The 15,995-nt window shown below is 36.6% G+C and carries 13 protein-coding genes; 3 read left to right on the top strand and 10 right to left on the bottom strand.

Going from position 1 to position 15,995, the window contains the following annotated elements; translation table 11 throughout:
• Positions 1–80 precede the first annotated feature (80 nt).
• Complete coding sequence (locus tag J0L69_11895) at positions 81–1,952, top strand: hypothetical protein (GenBank protein ID MBN8693889.1); 1,872 nt, start codon at positions 81–83, stop codon at positions 1,950–1,952.
• A 15-nt stretch (positions 1,953–1,967) separates the two neighbouring features.
• Positions 1,968–3,344, top strand: a complete 1,377-nt coding sequence (locus J0L69_11890; GenBank protein ID MBN8693888.1) for an ATP-binding protein — start codon at positions 1,968–1,970, stop codon at positions 3,342–3,344.
• A gap of 53 nt (positions 3,345–3,397) precedes the next feature.
• Here the strand turns inward: J0L69_11890 and J0L69_11885 are convergent, their stop codons facing one another.
• The 6 genes from J0L69_11885 to J0L69_11860 all read right to left on the bottom strand — a co-directional run bounded on the left by J0L69_11885 (position 3,398) and on the right by J0L69_11860 (position 10,920).
• Positions 3,398–4,375 (bottom strand): MCE family protein, encoded by a 978-nt coding sequence (locus tag J0L69_11885; protein ID MBN8693887.1) that lies wholly within the window; start codon positions 4,373–4,375, stop codon positions 3,398–3,400.
• A 1-nt stretch (position 4,376) separates the two neighbouring features.
• Positions 4,377–5,147 (bottom strand): ATP-binding cassette domain-containing protein, encoded by a 771-nt coding sequence (locus J0L69_11880; GenBank protein ID MBN8693886.1) that lies wholly within the window; start codon positions 5,145–5,147, stop codon positions 4,377–4,379.
• Positions 5,147–5,917 (bottom strand): ABC transporter permease, encoded by a 771-nt coding sequence (locus J0L69_11875; GenBank protein MBN8693885.1) that lies wholly within the window; start codon positions 5,915–5,917, stop codon positions 5,147–5,149. The genes J0L69_11880 and J0L69_11875 overlap by 1 nt, the downstream gene beginning before the upstream one ends.
• A gap of 106 nt (positions 5,918–6,023) precedes the next feature.
• Positions 6,024–9,074, bottom strand: coding sequence for an N-acetylmuramoyl-L-alanine amidase (locus tag J0L69_11870; GenBank protein ID MBN8693884.1), 3,051 nt, complete (start codon positions 9,072–9,074; stop codon positions 6,024–6,026).
• Between the two features lie 93 nt (positions 9,075–9,167).
• Complete coding sequence (meaB, locus tag J0L69_11865; GenBank protein MBN8693883.1) at positions 9,168–10,163, bottom strand: methylmalonyl Co-A mutase-associated GTPase MeaB; 996 nt, start codon at positions 10,161–10,163, stop codon at positions 9,168–9,170.
• Positions 10,147–10,920, bottom strand: a complete 774-nt coding sequence (locus J0L69_11860; GenBank protein ID MBN8693882.1) for an AMP nucleosidase — start codon at positions 10,918–10,920, stop codon at positions 10,147–10,149. The genes meaB and J0L69_11860 overlap by 17 nt, the downstream gene beginning before the upstream one ends.
• A 54-nt stretch (positions 10,921–10,974) precedes the next feature.
• On the opposite strand from J0L69_11860, the gene J0L69_11855 reads away from it, so the two are divergent.
• The gene (locus tag J0L69_11855; GenBank protein MBN8693881.1) at positions 10,975–11,424 is read left to right on the top strand and encodes a type I restriction enzyme HsdR N-terminal domain-containing protein; all 450 of its coding nucleotides are present in this window, start codon (positions 10,975–10,977) and stop codon (positions 11,422–11,424) included.
• Here J0L69_11855 and J0L69_11850 read toward each other — a convergent pair.
• The 4 genes from J0L69_11850 to J0L69_11835 form a co-directional block, all read right to left on the bottom strand.
• The gene (locus tag J0L69_11850) at positions 11,421–12,563 is read right to left on the bottom strand and encodes a T9SS type A sorting domain-containing protein (GenBank protein MBN8693880.1); all 1,143 of its coding nucleotides are present in this window, start codon (positions 12,561–12,563) and stop codon (positions 11,421–11,423) included. The two genes, J0L69_11855 and J0L69_11850, sit on opposite strands and share 4 nt — an antisense overlap.
• A 9-nt stretch (positions 12,564–12,572) precedes the next feature.
• A complete protein-coding gene (gene dnaN, locus J0L69_11845; protein MBN8693879.1) occupies positions 12,573–13,694 on the bottom strand; it encodes a DNA polymerase III subunit beta in 1,122 nt (373 codons plus the stop codon).
• 122 nt (positions 13,695–13,816) lie between these two features.
• Positions 13,817–14,857, bottom strand: a complete 1,041-nt coding sequence (locus J0L69_11840; GenBank protein MBN8693878.1) for a DUF4340 domain-containing protein — start codon at positions 14,855–14,857, stop codon at positions 13,817–13,819.
• A gap of 41 nt (positions 14,858–14,898) precedes the next feature.
• Positions 14,899–15,984 (bottom strand): PorP/SprF family type IX secretion system membrane protein, encoded by a 1,086-nt coding sequence (locus J0L69_11835; GenBank protein ID MBN8693877.1) that lies wholly within the window; start codon positions 15,982–15,984, stop codon positions 14,899–14,901.
• Positions 15,985–15,995 lie beyond the last annotated feature (11 nt).

Below are 15,995 nucleotides of genomic sequence, written 5' to 3'. Positions count from 1 at the left end.
TTAACCAAGTATTACAAATTATAGCAAAGTGTTGTTTGGTTTCCTATATAAGAAAAGTTTAATTTAGTAACTTTAAATGTATGAGCATTACACCTAATACTATTGCAGTTGCAAAACCGAAAGCTAATTTAATTAGCTGCATTAATCACGATACCCCTCATATAGAAGAGAAAATAAAGTACTTTGCTGACTCTATAAATTTACTTTCAAAATCGCTTAACACACCCTTTGCCAATAAAAATATTAACACTAAAATTCTATTAAAAATTATACATCAATTACTTATTTGTCCAAATGGGATGAAGAAAAGGTATATTGAACATCATTTAAGTCATTACAAGGGTTTACTTTCGCCGGTAGAGGACTATTTTGTAAAAAACTATTATAAGGACTATTTTGAAAAAATAAACTCAGAGCTCTATAAGTATTTAACAAATAATACATATGATTGTGCTCCATTAATTGATTCTTTACAAAAATTAATTGCCTTGCTAGATAAAGAATACCTAGAAAGGGTTGTTGATGAGTTGATAAAGGTTGTTCATTGCGATAAATCATTGGAAGAGCATGATCATAAGCATATCATTGAGTTGTGTGCGAATATTATTATAACTGAATACTACTCAATCGGTTATTCAAGTGTCGAAATAATGCAGGTTTTTGATAATGCAATAAGATATAACCTTGAGCTGATTGATAAAATGTATAGGAACGAAATTTATCAAATACCAGTTCCTGAAGAGCTTTTTAATTTGAAAAACAAATTGTCATTAACAAAGTATAAAAACAAAGTAAAAAAGCACCTTAGGCAATCTAACCTAAAAGTACAGTTTCAAAACATTCTTTATTTGTACAATCAATCAATACACACAAGACGATTTATTTTCAAAATCCGAAACACTCAATTGGTCAGAGATAATCAAGGTGAAGCTTTAGCGTTTGAATGCAATGGTGTTAAATTTAAAAGTTCTTTTTACGATTCGTATATAAAAAAGGATACACGTAAGTCCTTTAAGGAATATTTGAAGCAAAGTGATAATTATATTTTTGCAGAGGTATCCGTTTTCTCAGGTAATCAAAATCAGGCTTTAGAGAAATCAATAAGAAAAGTAAGCGAAGCGTTGAACTATCTTAATTACAACCTTCATTCGGATTCCAATTTTAATAATAAATCAACCAAAGCTTATTTGGATCTGTCTGAGTATGCAAGCATCAATGATTTTTGGTCTTTTCTCACAAAGAGATATATTATTCCAATAAAGAAGATGAGCATCGATGCTATGCAGGAAATAAAAACTCTAGAGGACAATAGGTCCAATCCAATTTTTGCCAATTATTTGAATCTTGATAAAGTATTTTTTGAAGCGGTAAATGCTTCTTCAAATCCGTATATGATTAGCGATTTTTGGCGCTTTATAGAATCTCTTTTTGATGGGTATCAAAAACCTGAGGGAATTATTGACCGTATTCTTTCATATTATTCTTCAAAATCTCATAATCATAAATATTACGGATTATTTCAACAATGTAGTTTTTATTTACATGAATACCTCCTTAATGAAAGATTCAAAGATCTTGGCTATACAAGCGAGGAGTGGTGGAACATTTTAAATGACTTAAATTTAAAGTCCGAAACCATTGAGCCTTTAAAAGAAATAATTAATCATCCATTGATAAAATCATTTTTTGATAAAGTTCAAGCGATTCCTCACGAAAACATACAACATGAATTAAATAACCATTATTATCTAATGCTAAGAAATTGTAATATTCAAAGAAACCTATTTCAACATTCCAATTTTATTATTCCGGAATTAGAAACCATATGGCTTGATGAATTTATAAATTTTATGATAGCACTTCGCACTTATATAATCAAAGATTTGATAAATAATCCTGGTAAAACAATTGATGAGTTGATTCCAAGAGTAGAGCATTCTAATAGAAAATGATTTATCAGTATAATTATGGATGAACAAGCAAAAAATGAAATAATTGCTACAGTAAAGGATTTGCTTCCTGAAATAGAAAAGCGGTTCACTACAAACGAAGAAAAAAGAGACCTTAGGCAATTTGCAATTGCTATGGGCCTCGGAACACCTGAAAAGTTGTTGAGAAATCTAATCGAAAACCTTGCGTCTAGCGTTACTCTTGAACAAATCCCTTCGGTTCATAGAATTGAATCGATGATATACGGAGCGTTTGGTAAAATTAAGATTAAAAGTAATGTACAAATTACCCCTTCTATGCAAGCTGCAGGTTTAAAGTTTCTGCGTGTACTTGGAAAAGTAGGATTAAATAGCGCACAGTTTAGCAGTGAACAACTAAAGGATCTGGATATAAAAATGAAACTCGTTTTATCATCAATTGCACAGAATGAAGGTGATGACCCACAAGAACTTCTCGAGTTTTTTGATAAAACACAGCTTACGCCTGAAACAATAATGAGGTACCAAAAAAGCGACGAGCAAATTACGGAAGAATTGCTTTTGCAATCCTTTAAATATAATGTGAGATATGAGATAAACAAACCTAAACACCTTCTTAATTTAAGTTATCAGGAAGTAATGGTTCTTGCTGATGCTTATAACGAAAATAAGGTTGAAGTTAGAGTCGCTGGAGAGCTTATAAAACTTAAAGAAGTCTCAAGTCTTAAAATCTTCAATATTAAGGATAAAAAGGCATTAGATAATGAAATTTATTGGTCTGGTACAATGGCACCAGAAGCGAAGAAGTTTCATAATGTTGCAACATGGACCTATGATCGTTTCTGTCAGATTGGAGATGATGTTACCAGTAAGTTTCTAAAACCAGTAATTAAGTGGCCTACTCTAGCCGTTCCTGAACCTGAAATGGATATACCTGCATTAATAAAAGGTGGGGAAGGAAGAAAGGTTGAGTTTAAAAGTAGATTTAGATGGGACTTATCGGCAAATAGGATTGAACCGAAAATCGAATATAAATGTCTAAGGGCTATTGCTGGCTTTTTAAATAGTGATGGAGGAGTTTTGCTTATCGGCATTAAGGATGACGGCAGTATCCTTGGCATAGATGATGACTTTAATTCATTCGCAAAGGGAAACAAGCAGGATGAATTGAAGAAGCATTTTGATAACCTTATTTCAAATCATTTTGGCAAACATAGCAATGCGTCAATTCTTTTTGACTATTATGAAATTGAAGGGAAAACAATAGCTTATGTTAGAGTTGAAAAGGCAAATGCAGAAGTTTTTATGAAAAGAAATGGTACTGAGGAATTTTATATAAGAAGGTCTGCAAGTACTGAGCAGTTACATGGGAGTGAATTATTAAAATATATAAGAGAACACTGGAAAGGTAAATAAAATCCAAGATTAATCTCCCCCTTCACACGAATTTTTAATCCACACTCATTATATTACTTCTTCTTCTCAGCTTCTTTAGCCTTCTTCTTAAAGTATTTTCTTAAAAGAATATTATGTTTTAAGGCTTCCATGTTTTCGTTGAAGTTGCCGGTGCCGCTGTCTAAATTTTTCATGGCCGATTTTAAATCCTTTACAAACATGGTATCCATAATCAACATACCTAAGGTGCCTTCGTTGGTGTTTATTTTCTTCGATACATTTCCTAAATCCCCTGTTATCACCGCGAGATTATCGCCTGCCAGGTTTAATTTAACCATGGTATGGTCGAGGCGGGTAGAGAGTGTAGTATCTGTAATTAAGGTTCCAATTAATCCTTTACCGCCTTTCATTTCTTTTGTTAAGTAATGTAAGTCGCCAATTACCACGGCGGCGTTGTTGCCTGCCATTTTAATATTCACCACCGCTTGCTTAATGTTTTCAGCCACCACTGTATCCATTAATAAACTCCATAAGGTATTGCGACTGTTTATTTTTTGCGCAATGGTTTTTAAATCGGTGGTGATGTTTTTGATATTATCGTTGGTGGTGCTTAGTGTACGAATCATCTCATCTGTTTCAATGGGTCTTAATGTTTTTAATTGATCGCCCTCTTCAATACTCGGAGCTGTACTGCCATCTTTAGCGGCGTTAATGTTGACGAGTTTATTTCCCATTAAACCATCTGTTCCAACCGTAGCAACTGAATTCTTTTTAATGTATTGCTTTACTTTATCTTGTATCAACATCACCACACGCACCGATGAATCCGAAATTATTTCTACACTTTCTACGGTGCCAACATTAATTCCGGAGAAACGCACATTGTTTCCGGTCATTAAACCATTCACATTATAGAAATCGGCCGTAATGGTAAATGTATTGCTAAATAAATTACGTTTAGCACCAATCATGTACAGCACTACAATTAAAAATAATGTACCGGCCAATACAAAGGCGCCTAATTTTAAATTTCTTCCTGTTTCGTTTGCCATGTTACTCAAAAAATAATTTTATTTTCGGATCAGTAGAAGCTTTCATTTCATTGAAAGTTCCTTCCGCGTAATTTTTTCCTTCTATCAACATCACTAAACTATCCGCCGCGATTTTTACGCAGTTTAAGTCGTGCGAAATAATGATAGAAGTTGTATTGTATTTCTTTTGCACTTCCACCATTAAATGACTGATTTCTCTTCCTGTAATCGGATCCAAACCTGTAGTTGGTTCGTCGTACAAAATAATTTCAGGTTTTAAGATTAATGTGCGCGCAATGGCAATACGTTTACGCATACCACCCGATAATTCGGAAGGCATCATGTCAACGGTATGGCCAAGTCCAACTGCCTCTAATGCTTCCATCACCAAATCATTTACATTGCGTGTTTCTTTTTTCATCCAGTGACGACGTAAAGGAAATTCTAAATTTTCTCTTACCGTCATGGAGTCGTACAAAGCATTACTCTGAAATAAAAAACCAACCTTTACGCGTAGTTTATCTAAGTCTTCGTTATTTAATTTCGGAACTTCTTGTCCTAATACATTAATACTTCCCAAATCAGGAGGCATTAATCCGATGATGCATTTAATTAAAACTGATTTTCCGGAACCTGATTTTCCCAATACACCAATGCTTTTTCCTTTCGGAATGTTTAAGCTGAAATCATTCAATACCTTATTGCTTCCAAAACCTTTGTAAAGGTTACGAATGCTCATCACGTAATCGCCTGAGGAAGTTTGTGTGCTATGTTGTGTTTCTTCTTTCAGCATTACGTTAATCCTAATAAGTCGGCAATTTGTACGGCAATTAAATCTAATACAAACACGAGTAAGGAAGCAATTACCACGGCAGAGTTCGCTGAGCGTCCAACGCCTTCAGTTCCTTTACTGGTGGTGTAGCCTTTGTAGCATCCGATAATTCCAATGGCTAAACCAAAGAAAAATGTTTTTAATACAGCGGGAATTAAATCGGTGTACGCGTTTGTTTCAAAAACCTGATTCCAGAATAATTGCCAGCTCACCACGCCATGTATGTTGCAACCCAAATAGGCTCCGTATAAAGAAATAGCATCTGCCAACACACCTAAAATCGGAATCATTAAGATAGCAGCGAATACACGGGTTACAACTAAATATTTAAAAGGATTGGTGCCGGATACTTCCATGGCGTCAATTTGTTCGGTTACGCGCATCGAACCTAATTCGGCTCCCATTCCCGAGCCGATTTTACCTGCACAAATTAGTGCTGTAATTACAGGTGCAATTTCTCGAATGAGGGATACGGATACCATTTTGGGTAACCAGGCTTCTGCACCGAATTCTACTAAGGTAGGGCGGGATTGCATGGTAATTACCAAACCCATAATAAATGCCGTAACGCCTACTAAGCCTAATGATTTATAACCGATAAAATAACACTGTTTTAAAAATTCACCAAATTCATATCGTGGCCTGAAACACTCCTTAAAAAAGCGACCGGTGAATGCAGAAATATTTCCGGCTTCATTTAAAAAATCATTGAATGCCTTGTTTTTAATCATTGCTACGAAGATCTGATTTAGGTTAATTTTCATAACCTATTCCTATCAGTAATATTACTGATAAAAATCAGATTTCAGAAGAGAAATCCCCAAAAATGCGCCAAAACTATTGTTTTAATAGCTTGAAAGTTTGACTTTTTTGTCCGGCACTTAGTTTTAGAGTGTAAACGCCTTGCTGAAGCTGGCTTGTATTAATCGAAAGTTTGTTATCGGCCGTTTTACCACGAAGCATATATTTTAATACTTCGCGTCCGGTTACATCAAACACTTCCGCTAAAATTTCCGTATTCTCTAATCCGCTTGCATCAATCTGTAGTGTGTTGGTGAAAGGATTCGGGAAAACAGATACGTTCAATACATTGAAATTTTCTTGTACGCCGATTCCAATACAGGTAGTATCTACTTTTTGTCCGTTACTGCTGAATACATTGCTTAATAATCCCGCTCCATTTTCAGCTCTTACATTAAAATAATAGGTGGTGTTGTGCGTTAAGCTTAAACTCTGACTGCTGGTGGATGTAGAAGCCCAGTTATTGGTCCAGTTTAAAACATCTGTCGCTCCCGCACTTGTACCAATGGAGTATGAATAGAATGTTACGGATGAATTGGTATCGGCACTTGCGCTCCAATTAGCGAGTAAGGAGTCTTTAGTACATGCTGTAGAAATATCCGTTCCGCTTCCGTCATTTACAAAAGTGATGTTGGATGGTGGTGTCCAGTCAATATTTAAATCGTGATAGTAAATCGGAGAAAGGTTTCCTGCCGAATCCTGGCAAATGGATTTTACTTTGGCACTGAATTGAGTTGGACTTGGATTCTGATAACGGATATCATTCGCGTTACCCGGACCAACACTTACGTTTGTAGTTGCTGCACGAGAACGGTATACTTTTATTTCATCAATACTGAATTTACTGTTGCCGCTTCTGAATGAAATGAAATTTCCATTGGCGTATGGCGATGGGTCGGTCCATGTGGCAACTAAAGCGTTATTCATGTAAACGGAAATTTTCCCTGTGATGCGGTCGTAAATTACTTTAATGTCGTACCACTGCGCCGCGTTAAAAGCAAGTGCCTGATCAATTTTTGGTAAACCAAAATTATTGTTCACTACTTTATAGATTTGAATTTTTTGATCGTCTAATCTGAACCAAACAAAATAAGAGTTGTTGCGGTTGGTACTGTCGGCATTATCACAGAAGAAATGCAATCCCGCGCGGCGGTTTGTTCCTGTTCCTTCTATTTTAGCTAGGAAGTGGTATAAATAGCGATTGGATAAATTTTGCGTTAAGGAAGCGTAAATGTTTGTGTTTCCTGCGGCTGTACTTGTTTCGTCACTTTGTTCGAGTGAATTATTGCTGATGCCCCATGTTCCTGCTTTTTGTGTCCACTCAGGATGAATGGCATTATCAAAATTATCGGCGAAGAAACCACGTGTATAATTGGCGCGCCATTCGGTGCCATTAAAATCAATTACCTGATAGTAACCTTTTTCTACGCCTGAACCTCCGGTATTATCTAAATCCGTGAATGTAGCACTAAAGGTGGTGGTTTTCCACGCGCCTAATGTAGCTACAGAAGTTGTTGGTGCGATTACATCCGGTGCGGAGGTCACCACTACGTTAGTTGTATAACTGGCAACCCATCCCGGTGCTAAAGTAGCGCAATCACTTCTGAACTCTACCAATAAACTATCGTTAGTAGAAGTAATAGGACCCGGACTAACCGTTCCTGAATATTTTCCAATGAGAGGAGAGTTTACATTACCTCCGTCGTAAATAAAGAGATAATCGTAATTCTTTTCAGTATTAAACGATGTAAAGTTTAAAGTGATGTTGGTAGCGCCGGGTTTAGTGAAGAGCCACAATTTTCTTTCGTCATTAGTGTAATTAGCACTCGCTCCGCCCGAATCATAAAAGTTTCCGGAAGATGCAGTATACGTTGTTACGGTATATGTATTGTTAAGCAATTTGTAAAAACGTTCCCAGTCCCAGTTTGGTCCCGGATCAGTGTGTGTTTGGTTAGGGTACATTTGATGCCCTTTAATTTTTACGCAAGAACCTTGTAAGCATTGAGAGGTGGTGCCGGAGCAACTTGGACCAAAATAGCAACGTAATGGATTAATAGAGTTGCTCGTACACATGTCTCTCACTAAAGCTGAAGAGGAGTTATACATTGCTGTAGTAAACCAGGAAATACTGCTCACATAACCTTCGTGTTCGATTCCCAAAGTGTATGGATTCTCAGAGCCCACATGCCAGGCTTTATCCGCCTCTAACACCATTTGTGTGACTTGTCCGTCGGAACTGCGAATCACATAATGCGCAGATGCATTGGCACTGCAATTCTTAAACCAGGAAATACAACCGGCATAAGAACCTTGAACAAAGTGAATGGTAACGGCTGAAATTTGTGTGCCTGAACGAGAGCTGAAATTACATGTTGTCGGATTCCATATTGCGGATGGGTAATCGGGAGAGGCTAGGGTTAATAAGCCTGACTTGTATTGCTGACCGCTAGGAGTAGATACGGATGAAGAGGAAACTTTTAATGAGGAAGAAGATAAGACAGAATAATTATCACCAAAAATTTCTTCGAGATTCAAATGATAATCCGGGAAATTATAAGCATCTTGAAATTCACCTTTGTTTAAAAACCAGAATAACTGATAAAGGTGACTGTTCATCACAAAATCATTGGTGAGATTATTTACAACAGGTAATTCACTTAACTCAACCAATATTTTTTTGTAATCTGCCGGATTGGAAGAAAAATTAGCATGTAGACTTTGCAGTTTGTTAAATGCTGCGGCATATGCAATGATGGAAGTTTCCGCGTTTTGTTTAATGTCTTTTTCAGTAAATCCTGAAAGTTGCGCAACAAAGGAAAGGTTGCTGCGGAAATAATCTTTCCCATCTTCCGTTAATCCCATAACGGAAAAAGCTTGCGGTATTCCGATACAACTATTCTCTTCATTGGATAAATGCGTGAAACGGGTTTGTGTCCAAGCCACAGCTTCTAAAACTCCTTTCGGAACAGAAGGGTAGAGTGCATACGCTTTTTTAAAGCTGTTCGCATAAGGATTTTCAACGATTAAGGAATTTGCATTCGTTACTAAAAACAATGCGGTAAAGACAAAAAGTAAAAGTTTTTTCATAGTAAAATGGAAAGCTTAAAATTAAGCTATTTATCAATGAAAATGGGAGGTAATTGTTAAGGAATTATTGGCTTTTTGAGAGCTAAAACGATTTTAGTTTTTCCATTTGGAAATTAACTCGGAAGCGATGCGATACGGATTAATTTTTCCGCTGTCTAAATTCTTTTCAATATTCTTTAATTCTTCTTTGATGGAAGGATGATTGTAGAATTTTTCTTTCAATTGCTCGCTGATGCTGTAGTGTAGCCAATCACTTAATTGTTGTTTACGCTTCAATGAAAAGTAACCGTTCGTAATACTTAAGTTTTTATAGGATTCAATGATTTGTAAAGCTTCTTTGATGCCTTCATTTTGTATACTGGAGCAGATTTCCACTTTCGGAATCCATCCGCTTTCTGAGGGTGGAAATAAATGTAAGGCGTGCGCGTATTCTGTTTTCGCGTTTTTAGCTTTTTGTAAATTGTTTCCGTCGGCTTTGGTAATTAGAAGTGCATCGGCCATTTCCATGATGCCGCGTTTAATACCTTGCAATTCATCGCCGGCACCTGCTAACATCAGTAATAAAAAGAAATCCGTCATCTGGCTAACGGCAATTTCACTTTGACCAACTCCCACCGTTTCTACAATGATAAAATCAAATCCGGCCGCTTCGCAAAGCAAAATGGTTTCAAATGTATTTTTGGTAACGCCACCTAAAGTTCCGCTGCTGGGTGAAGGACGAATAAAAGCATTCGCATGAACAGAGAGTTTTTCCATGCGTGTTTTATCGCCTAAAATACTCCCTTTACTTTTCTGGCTGCTTGGGTCGATGGCTAAAACAGCAAGGCGGTGACCGTTATTTACTAAGTGTAAACCGAAACTTTCTATAAAGGTACTTTTTCCTACACCCGGTACGCCGGTAATTCCTAAACGAAAGGATTGTCCGGTTTTGTGCATGATGCCGTCTATCACCTTTCCGCCTAATTCCTGATGTTCCGCTTTTGTCGATTCAATAAGCGTAATGGCACGGCTTAGAACGGTGATATCGCCGGAGAGAATTCCGTTGATGTAATACTCGGGAGTATTTGTTGGATTACTCAAATCGTAAATGTTTTACAGAGATACCTTTGTTTTGTAATTCTTTCAGTGATTCGATGCCGATGCGTAAATGTTCGTTCACGAATCCATCGGTTACTTTTTTATCGCTCTGTTCAGTTTTAACTCCTTCAGGAATCATGGGTTGATCGGTTACCAATAAGAGAGCCCCTGTTGGAATTTCATTATGAAAACCAACGGTGAAAATGGTAGCAGTTTCCATATCAATCGCCATTGCTCTTAATTGACGTAAATACTCTTTGAAGTTATCGTCATGTTCCCACACCCTGCGATTGGTGGTGTATACAGTTCCGGTCCAGTAATCACGATCACTGATGCGAATGGTGTAAGAAATTGCTTTTTGTAAATTAAAGGAAGGTAGGGCAGGTACTTCACTCGGAAAATAATCATCACTGGTTCCTTCTCCTCGTATCGCAGCAATCGGTAAAATTAAATCACCTATTTGATTTTTCTTTTTAAGTCCGCCGCATTTGCCTAAAAACAAAACGGCTTTAGGTTGTATGGCGCTCAATAAATCCATAATGGTTGCCGCACTCGCGCTTCCCATTCCAAAATTAATGATAGTGATGTTATTGGCTGTGGCACTGCTCATAGGTCGGTCTAGTCCGCGTACTTCCACATTATTCATTTGTGCAAACATATGCACGTAATTGCTGAAATTTACCAATAAAATGTATTGACCAAATTCTTCTAAAGGCACACCTGTGTAACGAGGCAACCAATTATTTACAATCTCTTCTTTGCTTTTCATATGTCTTTGTAAATCGTATTAATGTAAATATATTTATAAAAATTTAATTATTCATTGGACTCAGGTTTAAAATATCCAACATTTAATGTTAAGATAAAGCACGAAGGAAAAAAGGCCTTGGTGTTCGATGAAGTCAGAAAGAAATGGATTGTTCTTACACCTGAAGAGTGGGTACGACAGCATTTTATTAATTATATAATTACAGCAAAGGAATTTCCCACCTCTCTTTTATCCATTGAGAAGGAGATTGAATTAAATGGTACAAAAAGAAGATATGATGCTGTAGTATTCAATACAGCAATGCAACCTGTTTTATTGGTGGAATGTAAGTCGCCCGATGTGGCATTAACAGAGCAAACTGCCGAGCAAGCTTTGCGATATAATTTGGTAATGGGCGTTCGTTATTTGGTACTCACAAATGGCTTGCAGGAAATAGTAATAGATACGTTTGGTAATAAACTAAAATACCTTCCCGACATACCAATGTATAAAGAACTCGTTTAGTTCACCTTCACAATTTTTCTGATTTCCTTAAAGGAATTATTGGAGAGAGAAAGAAAATAAATTCCATTCTCCAATTTAGAAATATCGATGGTGTTAGCGTTAATTTCATTAATGGAGATTCTTTTTCCGCTTACATCAAACAATTCATAGTTTAATTTTTCATCACTTACTATTTGAATAAAGTCTGACGATGGATTTGGAAAAACCATCACATCATTTCTTGAATTAGCAATTTCATTGACAGAAGTGAGTGTATTTAGTTTGTATTTTCTGAAGAATCGCCAAATCTGAACAGAGGCATTAAAATCCTGATTCGTTACACCCGTAGTAAACGCCGCGCCCGGCCAGGTATGTCCGCCACCTATTATTTTATAAAATTCAACACTCGAGCCGCTATTGCCGCCAGTGTAGATGTAATGCTCAGCTGTACATCCGTCGGTTGTATTGATGTTTGGTACATTACTAAACGAAGGCACTGAATTACAATTGTTTTTAACGCGCCACATTTTTACCAATGTATCTGCCGCAATCATGGTACTGTTTCCAGCATAAGGCACAGTAGGATCGGCAGTGCCATGAATATGCATAACAGGAACCGGTCGGCCCGGATTACAACTCGAAAACCAGTTTGTGAAAATGGTACCGGTTACGCCTGCAATGGCTGCAATTTTATTACTGAGATTACACGCTAAATAATTACTCATAAAGCCACCATTACTCATACCAGTTGAGTAGACACAGTTGTTGTCGATGTTGTAAGTTGCTTTTAAAGAATCAATGAGTTGACTTAAAAACAAAAGATCGTTGGCTCCAATAGTGCTGATACCTGCATTCCAGTAGGGTTGATTGCTGCCGTCTTTAGTTCCTTGCGGATGTACAACTAAAAAATTGGCCGTATCAGCTATAGGCATAAAGTTGCCGTAAAATTGTTGTTGAAAGGAAGTGGAAGTGTATCCGTGTAAATTTAAAATCAGCGGAACTGATGTAGCACCTGTGTAAATTGTTGGTCTGTATAAACGATAAGTACGGTAAATACCATTGGAATAAATACTATCAATAACAGTTACGCCAGTTTGCGCGTTAACAAAAAAGCCTGTTAGAAGAAACAGGCTTAAGAGGAATTTTATTTTAAAGTTCATTCGTTTAAATTAATTATTCAACATTACCGGCATTACCAACATTAAAACATCTTCACCCGGATTTGCTTTTTGTGACGGTACGATAATTCCTGCACGGTTTGGCGCGCTCATTTCAATGGTAATTTCATCACTTTCCAAATTGCTTACCATTTCAACCAAAAATTTAGAATTGAAACCGATTTCCATGTCTTCGCCAATGTAAGAGCAAACTAAACTTTCGTGACCTTCATTCGCGAAATCTAAATCTTCAGCAGACACAATTAATTGGCTTCCGTTTATCTTTAAACGTACCTGATGCGTTGCTTTGTTAGCGAAAACACTCACGCGTTTAATGGCACTAAGGAAAGATGAACGATCGATGGTGAGTTTATTCGGATTTTGTTTTGGAATTACAGCTTCGTAGTTCGGGTATTTGCCGTCGATTAAACGACAAACTAAGTTGATGTTTCCAAAAGAGAACAAAGCGTTAGTTTTGTTAAATTCTACTTTTACTGCATCATCTACACCGGCCAATAAAGTTTTTAAAACATTCAATGGTTTTTTTGGCATAATGAAAGAAGTAGAAGCACCGGCTTTTGCATCATTACGTGTATAACGAACTAATTTGTGAGCATCAGTTGCAACGAAGATGGAATTAGTTTCGGTAAACTGACAATATACGCCACTCATAACGGGACGTAAATCATCGTTTCCTGTTGCGAAAATTGTTTTATTGATTGCAGAAGCAAGTATGTCACTTTTGATAACGATAGAAGTTTGTGAATCTAACTTTGGCATTTTAGGATACTCTTCACCGTTATGTCCGGTTAAAGTATAATCTCCTGTTTCAGTTTTTAATTTCGCTGAGAATTTTTTGTTGTCGATGATGAATGAAATAGGTTGTTCCGGTAAATTAGATAAAGCATCTAATAATGTTTTTGCAGGAATAGCAATACTTCCACCTTGTGAAGCTTCCACTTTCAAACTTGTGGTAATGGTAGTTTCCATATCGCTAGCGGAGATGGTTAATTCGCCATTACTCACTTCAAACAAAAAGCAATCTAAAATAGGAATGGTGTTGTTTGTGTTTAATACGCCTCCAACAGATTTTAAATGTTTTAATAAAGTGATAGATGATACAACAAAATTCATATGCTCTTATTTTTATAGATTCAATAATACAATAAAAAACAAACAGAGCAAGCCCTGTTTATTCTCTAACAAATTTAAGTTTACCTCTAAAATAAGGGGTCTAAAGTGCCTTTAGTTTTGAACTACTTTTTAACAGAGTTTTTAGGGAGGAAATAGGCGTAAGTGGGCAGTATTTTTCCGAATACATAGTATTGTACCAGGGCTACTTCCTTGTTATTATCGTAAGTCAGGAAAAATCTATCCGGATCGTATTTGTAATCGATGCCGTATTTCTTATTAATCTCGAAACTTGAATTTTTATGGTGAAAGTTAAATATTTTGGTTTCGTTTTTTGTATCGGTAATACTCAGTTTTATGTAGGGCACCGACGAGCGTAATGAATCGCACAATTTTTTGTTGTACTCAGTTAGAAGTTTTTCGTAACTCACATTTTGAAAATAGGCGAGGTACTGTTTCATCTTGGTTTCGTCAAATGTGATTGGTTGTCCGTTTAATTTATTTAACTCAAATTGCGTAGTGCTTTTCAGATTAATCACAAAGGATGAATCGGGATTTTCTGTGAGTTCTAATTTAATTTGTTTGATGTTCGGCGGTATGTAATTAAGTATCATACGGTCGCGCCAATCGGTTTCGTCAGTGATATATCTAGGTCCCAGAAAACCAGTAAATCCCGGAATGAACGTGAGGTAAGGTTCATCATAATTTTCACCCGAACTTAGATCGGTTAAAATCATATAACTGCCATCATTATCCATGCTTTCATGTCCGACATAATATTGTTTGATTAGCTCATCGTCTTCATAAATTTCCACTTTAATGGAACTGGTGGCCATTCGCTTTATCACGGCTTCACGTGCCGATTTTGATACCGGCGATTTTACATCTACCATTTTCATGGTGTACAATAAAAGGCTGATAGCATCGGTTCTGGCCGGATATTTACCGTTAACAATCCATCCGTTATTTTTTCTTTCTAAGTTTACTTTTCTACCTTCCTTATCAGCTAAAAATATTTTCGTAATTGCTGCTGTGTCTTTTACGGCAAAATCACGTGCTTCTTTATTAAGGGTTGAATCCGAGGTTTTGTTTTTATATAACCAGAAGGAAATGGCGCACAAAACACAGAGCGCAGTAATGACAATTAAAGAAGACTTATTCTTCATAAATAAAAAACAATAAAAATAAATTAAGCTAAGAGGCGGGGTTAATTTCTCTTAGTGTACTCACTGCGTTTATTAAATAACGCGTCTGCTAATTTGTTATAACGTAACATTATTTCAAATCCTCCAACTGTTCTTGAAGCTTTTCGGTAACCTGAAATGTTTGCATCGTATGATAAACCAATTGCATAATTACCCATATCCAATAAGATCTGAGGAATAATAGCGTCATTAACACGATAAAATAATCCTACACCAAAAGAATTCTCAACTTTTTCACCGGTTACTTTAGTTCCGTTTTTAAAGCGGTATTTAATAAAAGTACCTGCATTAATTTCAGTAGCCGGTCCTTGAATCATGTAAATCACTGTTGGATTAACTGTCACCTTACTGTTTGGAACATCATAACGTAAAGTGGCCGAACCAACATAACGAGTTGGTAAACGGTAAGGCTCAGCATAAGGCGCACCTGTGTTTGGATCAATTTGTGAGTTACCAAATTCCTGTTTAGCACGGTTTAAGTGATACGCCGCCACACCGATTCTTAAACTGGTGATATAATCACGGTCATTTCTTTTTTTATCGGTAACAAACTCATACGCTAAACCTGCTCCCAAATCGGAGGCGGTGAAAGATTGGTACGCCACACTTTCGCCGGTAGGGCGGGTAGGATCAATTTCTGTTCCGTTATATTGAGTTGCGTAAGTTAATTTAGCGTAGTTGGCGTTATTCATGGAAATACCACCATAGATTCCGGCAGAGAATGCACTTTTCGAGTTTAATTTAAGAATAGCACTTAAATTTAAATTCGCAATCGTATTTTGAATATTAGCAGAACCTGCGCGATCGTTAAAAAGGTTTAATCCAATTCCTAAAAAGGCCGATTTATGACGATTACGAAATAAACCACCATCAACCGATAATGCCATTGTTTGATACGGACTGCCCATTGAAGCCCATTGATTACGATAGCCGGCAATAACCCTGTAATAACCTGCAAAGAAACCTGTATTGGCAGGATTAATGTATAGAGGCGATTCCTGAATTTGCGCCATGTGCACATCCTGAGCATTTACTTTGGAAGTAAACACGGAAAGGGTTAAACAGGAAATTATTATTATTCTTTTCATAAATGTGAAAT

This window comes from Bacteroidota bacterium, from assembly GCA_017303905.1.
Lineage (GTDB): Bacteria > Bacteroidota > Bacteroidia > B-17B0 > Aurantibacillaceae > JAHEYG01.
The sequence above is the reverse complement of the archived record's forward strand: the minus strand, read 5'-3'. Positions and strand labels throughout refer to the sequence as shown.

Coding starts and splice junctions, on each gene's coding strand:
- J0L69_11875 (MBN8693885.1), bottom strand. CDS start 5,917: ATGATTAAAAACAAGGCATTCAATGATTTTTTAAATGAAGCCGGAAAT.
- J0L69_11870 (MBN8693884.1), bottom strand. CDS start 9,074: ATGAAAAAACTTTTACTTTTTGTCTTTACCGCATTGTTTTTAGTAACG.
- J0L69_11860 (MBN8693882.1), bottom strand. CDS start 10,920: ATGAAAAGCAAAGAAGAGATTGTAAATAATTGGTTGCCTCGTTACACA.
- J0L69_11850 (MBN8693880.1), bottom strand. CDS start 12,563: ATGAACTTTAAAATAAAATTCCTCTTAAGCCTGTTTCTTCTAACAGGC.
- J0L69_11895 (MBN8693889.1), top strand. CDS start 81: ATGAGCATTACACCTAATACTATTGCAGTTGCAAAACCGAAAGCTAAT.
- J0L69_11840 (MBN8693878.1), bottom strand. CDS start 14,857: ATGAAGAATAAGTCTTCTTTAATTGTCATTACTGCGCTCTGTGTTTTG.
- J0L69_11885 (MBN8693887.1), bottom strand. CDS start 4,375: ATGGCAAACGAAACAGGAAGAAATTTAAAATTAGGCGCCTTTGTATTG.
- J0L69_11880 (MBN8693886.1), bottom strand. CDS start 5,147: ATGCTGAAAGAAGAAACACAACATAGCACACAAACTTCCTCAGGCGAT.
- J0L69_11835 (MBN8693877.1), bottom strand. CDS start 15,984: ATGAAAAGAATAATAATAATTTCCTGTTTAACCCTTTCCGTGTTTACT.
- dnaN (MBN8693879.1), bottom strand. CDS start 13,694: ATGAATTTTGTTGTATCATCTATCACTTTATTAAAACATTTAAAATCT.
- J0L69_11890 (MBN8693888.1), top strand. CDS start 1,968: ATGGATGAACAAGCAAAAAATGAAATAATTGCTACAGTAAAGGATTTG.